Origin of the sequence: Mycobacterium sp. SMC-18, from assembly GCF_045310895.1 — a bacterium.
In the GTDB taxonomy this organism is placed as follows: domain Bacteria; phylum Actinomycetota; class Actinomycetes; order Mycobacteriales; family Mycobacteriaceae; genus Mycobacterium.
Genome location: NZ_JBJIAL010000004.1, coordinates 215707 through 227804, shown reverse-complemented (window position 1 = coordinate 227804; position 12098 = coordinate 215707). Strand labels below are relative to the sequence as shown.

Annotated in this window: 11 protein-coding genes; 5 read left to right on the top strand and 6 right to left on the bottom strand. The window is 68.4% G+C overall.

Annotated features, from left to right (window positions below; genetic code table 11):
• Nucleotides 1-225: 225 nt before the first annotated feature.
• From ACJH6J_RS05600 to ACJH6J_RS05575, 6 genes are all read right to left on the bottom strand, one after another.
• Nucleotides 226-1353, bottom strand: coding sequence for an aromatic ring-hydroxylating dioxygenase subunit alpha (locus ACJH6J_RS05600; RefSeq protein WP_406803642.1), 1128 nt, complete (start codon nt 1351-1353; stop codon nt 226-228).
• A 55-nt stretch (nt 1354-1408) separates the two neighbouring features.
• On the bottom strand, nt 1409-2608 hold the full coding sequence (locus tag ACJH6J_RS05595) for an NAD(P)/FAD-dependent oxidoreductase (RefSeq protein WP_406803641.1): 1200 nt from the start codon (nt 2606-2608) through the stop codon (nt 1409-1411).
• Nucleotides 2608-2964 (bottom strand): bifunctional 3-phenylpropionate/cinnamic acid dioxygenase ferredoxin subunit, encoded by a 357-nt coding sequence (locus tag ACJH6J_RS05590; RefSeq protein ID WP_406803640.1) that lies wholly within the window; start codon nt 2962-2964, stop codon nt 2608-2610. Before ACJH6J_RS05590 ends, ACJH6J_RS05595 begins: the two co-directional genes overlap by 1 nt.
• 356 nt (nt 2965-3320) lie before the next feature.
• Nucleotides 3321-4103 carry an IclR family transcriptional regulator gene (locus tag ACJH6J_RS05585; RefSeq protein WP_406803639.1) on the bottom strand — a complete coding sequence of 261 codons (783 nt, stop codon included), beginning with the start codon at nt 4101-4103 and terminating at the stop codon, nt 3321-3323.
• Nucleotides 4104-4154: 51 nt separating this feature from the next.
• Complete coding sequence (locus tag ACJH6J_RS05580; protein WP_212814643.1) at nt 4155-4784, bottom strand: GntR family transcriptional regulator; 630 nt, start codon at nt 4782-4784, stop codon at nt 4155-4157.
• A 183-nt stretch (nt 4785-4967) separates the two neighbouring features.
• Nucleotides 4968-5663, bottom strand: a complete 696-nt coding sequence (locus tag ACJH6J_RS05575; protein WP_406802562.1) for a GntR family transcriptional regulator — start codon at nt 5661-5663, stop codon at nt 4968-4970.
• Nucleotides 5664-5780: 117 nt separating this feature from the next.
• Here ACJH6J_RS05575 and glyA point away from each other — a divergent pair, with 117 nt between their 5' ends.
• The 5 genes from glyA to ACJH6J_RS05550 are packed head-to-tail and all read left to right on the top strand — an operon-like array spanning nt 5781 to nt 12049.
• Nucleotides 5781-7097: a serine hydroxymethyltransferase gene (gene glyA, locus ACJH6J_RS05570; protein ID WP_212806875.1), complete on the top strand. Its 1317-nt coding sequence runs from the start codon at nt 5781-5783 to the stop codon at nt 7095-7097.
• Complete coding sequence (locus tag ACJH6J_RS05565) at nt 7094-8332, top strand: sarcosine oxidase subunit beta family protein (protein ID WP_212806876.1); 1239 nt, start codon at nt 7094-7096, stop codon at nt 8330-8332. The genes glyA and ACJH6J_RS05565 overlap by 4 nt, the downstream gene beginning before the upstream one ends.
• Before the next feature lie 15 nt (nt 8333-8347).
• Nucleotides 8348-8623, top strand: a complete 276-nt coding sequence (locus tag ACJH6J_RS05560; RefSeq protein ID WP_212806877.1) for a sarcosine oxidase subunit delta — start codon at nt 8348-8350, stop codon at nt 8621-8623.
• Nucleotides 8623-11472 (top strand): 2Fe-2S iron-sulfur cluster-binding protein, encoded by a 2850-nt coding sequence (locus tag ACJH6J_RS05555; RefSeq protein WP_212806878.1) that lies wholly within the window; start codon nt 8623-8625, stop codon nt 11470-11472. The genes ACJH6J_RS05560 and ACJH6J_RS05555 overlap by 1 nt, the downstream gene beginning before the upstream one ends.
• Nucleotides 11465-12049, top strand: a complete 585-nt coding sequence (locus ACJH6J_RS05550; protein WP_212806879.1) for a sarcosine oxidase subunit gamma — start codon at nt 11465-11467, stop codon at nt 12047-12049. Before ACJH6J_RS05555 ends, ACJH6J_RS05550 begins: the two co-directional genes overlap by 8 nt.
• Nucleotides 12050-12098: the final 49 nt, after the last annotated feature.

Below are 12098 nucleotides of genomic sequence, written 5' to 3'. Positions count from 1 at the left end.
TGCTCTTCAGGAATCGGTGTACAGGACATCACTGCTCCTTTGATCGCGGGTTCCGAAATAGCGGACGTCGTTGGCCTGGATGGCACTGCGCTGCACAGCCTTTGGGTGGTGTGGTGTCCCGGTCCGTCAAGGCCGCCTCTCCAGCCGGCCCGGCGGACCGGGACACCGCGCCGACTCCGCGAGTATTCGGCGCCCGGCCGGTTGCCGGGAGCCGAATGCGCGCATCTAGTCGGCGAGCTTGTTGCGCAGCCAGTCATGGAAGTCGCCGAGGTGGTGTTCGCTGGGCACCAGCACACCGCCGTCGCGATAGACGCGGGAACTCATGGCGGGCTGACAGCGCTCGCACGCGTCGAAGTCCTGCTGGTTGACGCGGTGGAACAGCTCTACCGACTTGCTCACGTCGCGCCCGGATTCGACCACGCCGGGCAGGTACAGCCAGTCGCATTCGACGATGGTGTGGTCCGCCGCCATCGGGAACATCCGATGGATGATGACGTGATCGGGCACCAGGTTGACGAACACCTGCGGACGTACCGTGATCGCGTAGTAGCGCCGGTCCTGATCCGCGGTGACGCCGGGGATGTGCTCGAAACCCTCTGAGCCATCGATGGTGAAGCCCGCGACGTCTTCGCCGAACTCCGCGCCGTGGCCGACGTAGTACTGGGCGGCGTAGCCGTCCGCGAACTCCGGCAGCACCTCGGTCAGTTCCGGGTGGATGGTGGCGCAGTGGTAGCACTCCATGAAGTTCTCGATGATGAGCTTCCAGTTCGCCTTGACGTCATAGACGATGCGGCGACCGAGGCTCAGATCGCCCACCGTGTAATGGTCGATCGACTCGACATCGCCCAGCCGATCCACGATCTCCTGCATGACGGTGTCCTCGAACGACGGTGGCTCGTCGGCCAGGCACACCCAGACATAGCCGAGCCACTCCCGGACCGAGATCTTGCGCAGGCCGTATTCGACGCGGTCGATGTCGGGCATCTTCGTCAGGTTCGGCGCCGCGACGAGCTTGCCGTCGAGATCGTAAGTCCATGCGTGATAAGGACATTGGAACGCGCGCTTGACCTCGCCGCTGTCCTCGGTGCACAGCCGGGCGCCGCGATGCCGGCACAGGTTGAAGAACGCGTTGATGTCACCCTTGCGGGACCTGGTCACCAGAACGCTTTCGCGACCGACCTGGACGGTCTTGAACGCACCCGGCTTGTCCAGATCCGCGGCGCGCACAACGCAGAACCACATGGTCTCGAAAATCTTCTCCTGCTCGAGGGCGAAGACCTCCGGATCGGTGTAGTAATGCCCTGCCAGAGTGGAAATGAGGCTTTCCGGCAGGCTCGGCACGGTGGCGGTCATCGAACTCCTTTGCGATGTCATGTCGTGAGTTTGGTTGGGGTGCAAGAACTTCGGCTCAGACCGTGGTGGGCGTCGGCACCAACTGGCGGCGCCACCGGGTGAACAGCCGGGGCTGGTCGATACCGAGGACCGCCACCAGGCGGCCGTCGCGCCGGTACGTGGCCAGCAGGCAGCGCTCCTCGCAGCTGCCCTCCTCGATGGTGATCTCGTCATCGGGACGGGCCAGGCCGGCGAACTGAATGCGGGAGCCGTACTGGTCCGACCAGAAGTACGGCGGCTTCACCGTCGACTCCTGCGCCAGACCACCCGCCAGCAGCGCAGCGACCGCCATGGCAGGACGCTCCAGCGCACCGGTCCAGTGTTCGACCCGGTGGTGGGTGTCGGTGGCGGCGTCGAGCCATGCCGCGCAGTCCCCGACGGCGACGACGTTCGGCAGGGCCGTCTGCCCGTGCGTGCCGCACAGCACGCCGTTGCCGAGCGCCAGCCCGCTGCCCTGCAGCCAGTCGATGTTGGGCACGCCGCCGATACCCACCACGACGATGTCGGCCGGCAGATGGCGGCCGTCGGCCAGATCGACGCCGGCCACCCGCCGCACACCGCCCGGGGTGCGCAGTGCGCGCTCCTGCCCGACCAGTCCGGCCACACCGACACCGCAGATCAGCGTCGTTCCGTTGGCGGCATGGGCACCGGCGACCACACCGCCGAGCCACCCGCCGAGCTGCATCTGCAACGGCGTGCGGGCGGCTTCGACGACGGTGACGTCCAGGCCCAGCTTGCGGGCCGTCGACGCGACCTCGGCCCCGATGAAACCGGCGCCGATGACAACCAGCCGAGCGCCCGGCACCAGTTCGGCCCGCAACGCCACGGCGTCGTCGATGGTGCGGATGACGTGCACGCCGGCCATACCCTCGCAGCCGGGCCAGCGGCGGGCGCGCGAGCCGGTCGCGAGCACCACGCCGTCGGCGTCGATGCGCGTCCCGTCGGCGAGTTCGATTGCGCCACTGCGACTGTCGAGCTTGGCGGCGGCGACACCCAGTCGCCAGTCTGCCTGCAGATCGTCGTCGTCGGATTCCAGCGCGAGGTCGGCTTCGGAGACGGTGCCGGCGAGGAGCTCCTTCGACAGCGGCGGGCGGTCGTACGGCCGCTGCGCCTCGTCGCCGATGACCGTCAGCCGCCCGTCGAAGCCCTGCGCCCGCAGCACCCGCGCTGCCGACAGGCCCGCGAGCGACGCTCCCACGATCGCGACGTGCTTCATTACTGCCCCGCGCCCAGTCGAGCCCGGATGTCGGGCGGCAGGTTGGGTTTCTCGGTGCTCAGTTCGACGTGGATGACGCCGTCGGAGATCACGACCGTGTGCGTGCGCACCGGCAGCTTGGCCGGCGGCGCGTCGACCGCTCCGGTGCGGAGGTTGAACCGCGAGGCGTGCAGCGGGCACTCGACGTCGCACCCCTCCAGCCAGCCGTCGGCCAGGGACGCGTCCTGGTGCGAACAGGTGTCGTCGATGGCGAACACCTCGCCGTCCTCGGTGTGGAAGACCGCGATGGGCGGGTCGGTTGCCACGCGCCGAGCCTCGCCGGGCGGGAGTTCGGAGAGCCGACAAATCTCAAGCATCGGGTGTGCCCTCTCGGTGAGTTTGACGCGTATTACGCAACGTGATTCGAATTATGCAACAGTGTGTGCGCAGTCACATATCCGTGTCAAGGGGTGGACGGGATGGTTTACACAGCCGGAACAACTGCCCAACCGGGCTTGAAAGCCCAGGTCAGTCGGATGTGCGGCGAGTCGACGCGAGGTTGTGCGGCAGCTCCGCCGCGTCGATGCCGCTCGCACCACCGGCGCTGCGGGGGCATCGACTTGAGGTTCGCCACAGGGCACGGGAATCACCGATGGCGAACAGTTGATATATTAGATCGCGTTGATCTGATATGCAGCGTGAATCGACGAATTGCCCGATAGGGCGTGCGCAGTCAGCGCCGATAGCCCATGCGGCGGCTGACATCATCGGCCGCCGCGACCACGGTCGGCGCGATCTCCCGGGCGCGCTCCTCGGTGAGCCGATACGCCGGACCAGAGACGCTCAGCGCGGCGATCACCACACCGAGGTGATCCCGAATCGGCGCGGCGACGGCGTTGAGCCCGGGCTCGAGCTCCTCCAACGACACCACGTAGCCATTGCGGGGCACGTCCTGCAACTGCGCTTCCAGTCGCTCGATCGACGTGATGGTGCCTTCGGTGAACCGCTGCAGCCCAGCCGCCGCCAACAGGTCCCGCCGGGCATCGGCAGCCATGAAGGCCAGCAGCACCTTGCCGCTCGACGTCGCGTGCAACGGCGTGAGCTCCCCCACCCAGTTGTGCGTGCTGACCGCCGCGGGTCCCCGCGCCTGGTCCACGTTCACCGCGTACTCCGATCGCAGCACCGCGATGTTGACGGTCTCGCCGACCTCGGCTGCCAGTCGCTCGCAGATCTCCCGGCCCTGCCGCGTGACGTCGAGCCGGCCCGACACCGCGTTGGCCAGCCGCAGGATGCCGAAGCCGAGCCGGTACTTGCCGCGCTCGAAAGCCTGCTCGACGAGTTCCCGATCCTCGAGCGCCGCGAGCAGGCGCGAGACCGTCGACTTGTGCACCCCGATGTCCGACGCCAGCTCGGTGACTCCGGCCTCGCCCCGGCGCGCGAGGAGATCCAGGACAGCGAGCGCGCGGTCGACGGACTGCACGCCCGCATTGCCGGAATCAACGCCGTTGTTGCTCATTACGCAACGATAACCACATCGTGATGCGTGTGGTCACGTTCGTCGGGCACGTCAGACGATTGCGCGGATCGCCTTCTCGAATCCGGTGACGTGGTCGAGCGCTATCTGTGCCGCGGCGTCGCCGTCGCCACCGGCGATGGTCCGCAACAGCTCGGCGTGCTCGCCCACGTGTCGGGCCACCGTCGGCAGGCGGTCGAGGAACAGGCAGAAGATCCGGGTCGCGAGATTGTCGTAGCGGACCAGCACATCCTCGAGATGGGGATTTCCGGCTGCTCGGTAGATCGCGCGGTGCGCGCGCAGGTCCCACCGCATGAGCTCGTCGCGATCGATGTTCTGCACATCGAGCGCTTCGGTGCGGTCGGCGAGCGCGAGCAGGCCGGCACGCACGTCGGCCGAGGCGTTCTCGGCAGCCGAGCGTGCGGCGACGGGCTCGAGATTGACCCGAATCTGAGAGATGTGCCGGAGGTCGGCGACATCGACACCGGTGGCGAAAGTGCCGCGGCGCGGGAACGAGACCACCAACCGATCCGCTTCCAGGCGCTTGAGAGCCTCGCGGACGGGGGTCCGGCCCAGCTCGAGTTCGGCCGCGAGATCGTTTTCCACGATGGCTTCGTTGGGCCGGATATCCAGCATGATGAGCTTGTCGCGGATCACCAGGTATGCCCGGTCGGCGAACGACATCTCCTCGGAGACAACGTCATCGAGCTGTTCCACACCGGCAACGCTCACGCCCGCCCCCCCTTCCCGACGTCGCCGACTTCAGCGTCCGGCAACTGATCTGATCTGGTCAGGTCAATGATATATCAGGACCTGCGCCGTCCGGCCCTCCCGGTCGCAGCCGGTCGGTAGCGCGCCGCGGAGGCATCACAGCAACGCGCGAATCGCCGCCTCGAAGCTGCAGACATGGGCCAGCGTCAGGGCGGAAGCCGTGGCCTCGTCGCCCGCGACGATGGCCTCCAGCAGCTCGATGTGCTCACGGACGTGGCCGGCGACGCCCGGCAGCCGATCCAGGAACAAGCACCAGATCCGGGTGGCATGCGCGTCGAGGCTGACGAGGATCTGTTCGAGGTGCGGATTGCCGGACGCCCGGTAGATCTCGCGGTGCACATGGACGTCGTGCCGCAGCACCTCGCGGGGATCGTCGGTGTCGCCGATCCCGGAGATCGCCCGCGCGAGTGCCGTCAGCCGGGCGCGGGTCTCCGGTGTCGCGACGCGGGCGGCCCGGGCAGCCGCCGTCGGCTCGAGCAGCTTGCGAATCTCCGAGATGTCGGCCAGGTCCGTCATGTCGACGGCCGTGGCGAACGTGCCCCGCCGCGGATAGGCGACGACGAGGCGGTCGCGCTCGAGACGTTTGAGGGCCTCCCGCACAGGAGTGCGGCCGAAGCCGAGATCAGCCGCGAGGTGATCGTCGTTGATGGGCTCCCCCGGCCGGATGTCCAGCATCACCAGGCGCTCGCGCACGATGTCGTAGGCGCGGTCCGCGTTGGTCTCGGTGGCGGCCGCCCTCGCGTCGGGTTGAGTGCTGTCGAGATCGCCGAACGACAACTCTGTCAGGGTCATCGCCAATCCTCCAAAAGTGTCTGCGGCCCAGCTCTTGACGCGGCCACCAGCTGATCTTAATCTAACCGACAGCTGATATATTAGTCCAGCACACACTGCAATGTCAGAAAGGTGTACATGACCCTCGACACCGCCCCGACAGCCACCAACCCCACGCTGAGCGCGAGCCTCGCCGAGCTGGATCCGGATGTGCACCAGGCGATCTCGGCCGAGTTGCACCGGCAACAGAGCACGCTGGAGATGATCGCCAGCGAGAACTTCGCGCCCGTCGCCGTGATGCAGGCGCAGGGCTCGGTGCTGACCAACAAGTACGCCGAGGGCTACCCGGGACGCCGGTACTACGGCGGCTGCGAATTCGTCGACGTCACCGAACAACTCGCCATCGACCGCGTCAAGAGCCTCTTCGGCGCCGAATACGCCAACGTGCAACCACATTCGGGCGCGCAGGCCAACGCCGCCGCCATGTCGGCGCTGCTCTCGCCCGGCGACACCATCCTCGGTCTCGACCTGGCGCACGGCGGGCACCTCACGCACGGCATGAAGCTCAACTTCTCCGGCAAGCTCTACGACGTCGCGGCCTACCACGTCGGGGAAAGCGACCACCGGGTCGACATGGCCGAGGTCGAGCGCATCGCCCGCGAGCGCCGGCCGAAGCTGATCCTGGCGGGCTGGTCGGCCTATCCCCGCCAGCTCGATTTCGCCGAATTCCGGCGCATCGCAGACGAAGTCGGCGCCTACCTGATGGTCGACATGGCCCATTTCGCCGGCCTGGTCGCCGCCGGCCTGCACCCGTCGCCGGTGCCGCACGCCCACGTCGTCACCTCGACCACGCACAAGACACTGGGCGGGCCCCGCGGCGGCATCATCCTCACCAACGACCAAGCCCTGGCCAAGAAGTTCAACTCGTCGGTGTTCCCCGGTCAGCAGGGTGGACCGCTCGAGCACGTCATCGCCGCCAAGGCGGTGTCGTTCAAGCTCGCGGCCACGCCCGAATTCCGCGAGCGGCAGCAGCGCACTCTGGACGGCGCAGCCATCCTGGCCGAACGCCTGCTGCAAGACGATTCCCGCGCGGCCGGCATCAACGTGGTGTCCGGCGGCACCGACGTCCACCTGGTGCTGGTCGACCTGCGCGAGTCCGAACTGGACGGCAAACAGGCCGAGGACCGGCTGCACCGCGTGGGAATCACCGTGAACCGCAACGCCGTTCCGTTCGACCCGCGACCGCCGATGGTCAGCTCGGGCGTGCGCATCGGCACCGCGGCGCTGGCGACCCGCGGCTTCGATCTGGACAGCTTCCGCGAAGTCGCCGACGTCATCAGCCACGCGCTGCGACCCGACGCCGACGACGCGGCCCTGGCCGCACTGCGCACCCGAGTGGACGCGCTGGCCGACCGCTTCCCGCTCTACCCCGACCTCACGGAGGCCCCGCTGTGACCGCACCGACGACCCCACCGGGCGCACACCTGCCCGACCATCCGGAATTCCTCTGGCGCACACCGGAACCCAAGAAGTCCTACGACGTCGTCATCGTCGGCGGCGGCGGACACGGCCTGGCGACCGCGCACTACCTCGCCAAGAACCACGGCATCACCAATGTCGCGGTGCTGGAACGCGGCTGGCTGGCCGGCGGCAACATGGCCCGCAACACCACCCTGATCCGGTCCAACTACCTGTGGGACGAGAGCGCCCGGATCTACGAGCACGCCCTGAAACTGTGGGAGGGGCTGGAAGAGGACCTGGACTACCCGATCCTGTTCAGCCAGCGCGGTGTGCTCAACCTGGCGCACAGCCTGCAGGACGTCCGCGACAGCGTGCGGCGCGTCGAGGCCAACAAGCTCAACGGCATCGACGCCGAGTGGGTGGAACCCAAAGAGGTCAAGGACCTGTGCCCGATCGTCAACATTTCCAGTGACATTCGCTATCCGGTGCTGGGTGCCACCTATCAGCCCCGCGCCGGCATCGCCAAGCACGACTACGTCGCGTGGGGCTTCGCGCGCCGCGCCGACGAGGCCGGCATCGACATCATCCAGAACTGCGAGGTCACCGGATTCGTCACCGACGGCGACCGGGTCACCGGGGTGCGCACCACGCGCGGCGACATCGGCGCCGGACAGGTGGCGCTGTGCGCGGCCGGGCACACCTCGACGTTGACCGACATGCTCGGCATCCGCACGCCGCTGCAGAGCCACCCGCTGCAGGCGCTGGTATCCGAACTGCTCGAGCCGGTGCATCCCACCATCGTCATGTCGAACGCGGTGCACGTGTACGTATCTCAGGCCCACAAGGGCGAACTCGTGATGGGCGCCGGCGTCGACTCCTACAACGGCTACGGCCAGCGCGGCGCGTTCCACATCATCGAACGCCAGATGGCCGCCGCGGTGGAACTGTTCCCGGTCTTCGCCCGCGCGCACCTGCTGCGTACCTGGGCGGGCATCGTCGACGTCTGCCCCGACGCATCACCGATCGTCGGCCGCGTCGGCTACGACAACCTGTACCTCAACGCCGGTTGGGGCACAGGCGGTTTCAAAGTGACGCCCGGCATCGGCTGGTGCCTGGCCGACACCATCGCCACCGGCCGCGAACACGACTACGTCGCCCCCTTCAGCCTCGACCGGTTCGTCACCGGAGCCCTGGTCGACGAACACGGCGCCGCCGGCGTGGCGCACTAGAAACCAGGAGCCGCAATGCAACTCATCGACTGCCCGTGGTGCGGGCCACGTGAGGAAACCGAATTTCACTACGGCGGTCAGGCGCACGTCGCCTACCCCGAGGACCCGCAGGCACTGACCGACGAACAGTGGGCGCACTACGTGTTCTTCCGCGCCAACCCCAAGGGGCTGTTCGCCGAACGCTGGACCCACAGCGCCGGCTGCCGCCGCTGGTTCAATGCCATCCGCGACACCGCAACCTACCGATTCGACCGTGTCTACCGACTCGACGAGCAGAGGCCGACAATCTGATGAGCACCGCACTGCGCACCGAAACCGGCGGCCGTATCGACCGGGATACGGTGCACACCTTCACTTTCAACGACCGGGAGTACACCGGCCACGCCGGTGACACTCTCGCGTCGGCGCTGCTGGCGAACGGCGTGCATCACGTCACCTCGAGCATCAAGATGGGCCGGCCCCGCGGCTTCACCTCGGCGTGGGCCGAGGACACCGGCGGCCTCGTCCAGATCGAATATCCCTTCCCCGAACCCATGCTGCTCGCCACCACCGTCGAGCTGTACGACGGGCTCGTCGCACGCGGCCTCCCGGGACAGGGCCGGCTCGCCGACGTCGCCGACCCCGCGCGCTACGACTCGACCCACGTGCACGCCGACGTCCTGGTCGCCGGGGCCGGCCCGGCCGGCCTGGCAGCCGCGCTGACGGCGGCCCGGGCCGGTGCCCGCGTCGTGCTGATCGACGAACAGAGCGAGGCCGGTGGCGCCCTGTTGGGCAGCACCGACACCATCGCCGGCCGCCCGGCACTGCAGTGGGTTGCCGACGCGGTCGCCGAACTCGCGACCTACCCCGACGTGCTGCACCTGCAGCGCACCACGGCATTCGGCCACTACGACGACGGCTTCGTCCTTGCGCTGCAACGGCGTACCGATCACCTCGGCGCCGCTGCTCCGGCAGCGGTGAGCCGGCAGCGGGTCTGGCGGATCCGGGCCCGGCACGTCATCGTCGCCGCCGGCGCCCACGAGCGGCCGGTGGTGTTCACCGACAACGACCGGCCCGGCATCATGCTGGCCGCCGGCGCCCGCACCTTCCTGCACCGGTACGGCGTCAAGGTCGGCGAGCGGGCCGTCGTGTTCACCACCAACGACAGCGCCTATCAGGCCGCGCTGGACCTGCACGACGCCGGAGTGGCGATCACCGCGATCGTCGATGCCCGGGACGCGGTCGCCACAGATCTGCGCGCGGCGTGCGATTCCCGTGACATCGAACTGCGCACCGGATCGGTCGTCAGTGGCAGTCGCGGTGAGAACCGGGTCAGCGCCGCCATCGTCACCGGTACGGACGGCGCGTCCGACGAACTGGCGTGTGACGTGCTGCTGGTCAGCGGCGGCTGGAATCCCGCGGTCCACCTGTTCAGTCAGGTGCGCGGGCCGCTGCGCTACGACGCCGCCCTCGGCGCGTTCGTTCCGGGTGCCGAGCTCGATGAGGTGAGCGTCGCCGGCTCGGCCGCAGGCACGTTCAGCCTGCCCGGTTGCCTGCGCGACGGTCGCGCCGCCGCCACCCGCGCCCTCGCCGGCCTCGGGTTCACAGCAGCCTCCGAACCACTTGCCGGAGAATCGGATTCGATCCGGGCCGCGGGCGCACCCGCTGTACTGTGGCGCGTTCCCGACGCCGACGGCACAACGCAGTTCGTCGACGTCCAGCGCGACGCGACGGTGGCGGACCTGGTCCGCGCGGTCGGCGCGGGCATGCGCTCGATGGAACACATCAAGCGCTACACCACCATCGGCACCGCGCACGACCAGGGCAAGACCTCTGGCGTCGTCGCCTCGGGCATCACCGCCGAACTGCTCGGTGTCCCCGTCGCCGATCTCGGCGTCACCACCTTCCGGCCGCCGTACACGCCGGTCGCGTTCGCGGCGCTGGCCGGTCGCAACCGTGGCCGGATGTTCGACCCGGAACGTGTTACCGCGGTGCATGATTGGCACGTGGCCCGCGGCGCGGTGTTCGAGGACGTCGGCCAGTGGAAGCGTCCGCGTTACTACCCGCTGCCCGGTGAAGACATGGAGACCGCGGTGCTGCGCGAATGCGCCGCTGCCCGAACGGGAGTCGGCATCCTCGACGGCTCGACGCTGGGCAAGATCGACGTCCAGGGTCCCGATGCCGGCGCCTTCCTCGACCTGCTCTACACGAACCTGATGAGCACGCTCAAGGTCGGCATGCTGCGGTACGGCGTGATGTGCGGCGTCGACGGCATGGTGATCGACGACGGCACCGTCATGCGCCTGGCCGACGACCGCTTCCAGGTCTTCACGACCACGGGCGGCGCGGCCCGCATCCTGGACTGGATGGAGGAATGGCTGCAGACCGAGTGGCCGCACCTGCGCGTGCGCCTCACCTCCGTCACCGAGCAGTGGCACACCTTCCCGGTGGTCGGCCCGCGCTCGCGGGACGTCATCGGCGCGGTGTTCCCGGGCGTCGACGTCAGCAACGAGGCATTCCCGTTCATGGCCTGGCGCGACACCCAGCTCGACGGCGTGCACGTCCGGATCGGCCGGGTCAGCTTCTCCGGCGAGCTGGCGTACGAGGTCAACGTCATGGGCTGGTACGCAACGGCGGTGTGGGAGAGGCTGATCGAGGCCGGTGCACCCTTCGGCATCACGCCCTACGGCACCGAGACCATGCACGTGCTGCGCGCCGAGAAGGGCTACCCGATCATCGGGCAGGACACCGACGGCACCGTCACGCCGCAGGACCTCGGGATGAACTGGGTCGTCTCGAAGAAGAAGCCCGACTTCGTCGGCAAGCGCTCGTTCACACGCGCCGAGAACCTCAATCCGCTGCGCAAGCAGTTCGTCGGACTCCTTCCGGTCGATGCGCGGACCGTGCTGCCCGAAGGCGCCCAGATCATCGAGACCCCGGCCGACGGCACGCTGCCGCCGCCACCGGTCCCCATGCTCGGCCATGTCACGTCGAGCTACCGCAGCGCCGAGCTGGGGCGCCCGTTCGCCCTGGCATTGGTCAAGGGCGGCCACGCCCGCATCGGAGACACCCTCACCGTCCCCGTGGACGGTGCCCTGGTGGCCGTCGAGGTCACCGGTTCCGTCCTCGTCGATCCCGAAGGAGCACGCCGCGATGGCTGAAACCCTCACTCGCCGTAGCCCGTTGCAGAGCTGGGCCGCCCAGTTCGCGGCGACCGCACCGGCAGCACTCCTCACCGAGGAGCCGTTCACCACGATGGTCGATCTGTGGGTCGACCCGGAAGGAGCCGGCGGCGCCGAAGCTGCCCGGCTCCTCGGCCTGACCGCGTTGCCGACCACACCGGGCACGTGCGTCACCGGTCCCGATTCGTCGGTGATCTGGTTCGGCCCGCAGGAGTGGCTGGTGACGTCGACGCAGCGTGGCGGCGAGGCACTCGAGGCCGAGCTGCACGACGCGGTCGCCGCGGCCGGCGGTGCTGCCGTCGATGTGTCCGCGCAGCGCACCATCGTGCGGCTGCGTGGGGCGCACGCCCGCGATGTGCTGGCCAAGGGCTGCTCACTGGACCTGCACCCGCGGGTCTTCGGCCCGGGCGCCGCGGCTCAGACGATGCTGGCACTGGCCGCCGTCGTGCTGATTCCGTTGGACGACAAGGGCACCGACTACCGGATCATCGTCCGCTCGTCGTTCGCCGGCTACCTCGCCGACTGGTTGATCGATGCGGTGGAGGAATTCGAGTAAGGGGCAGAACGCCGAAAATGAGCTTGTGTTCGAAGATTCTGGAATTCTT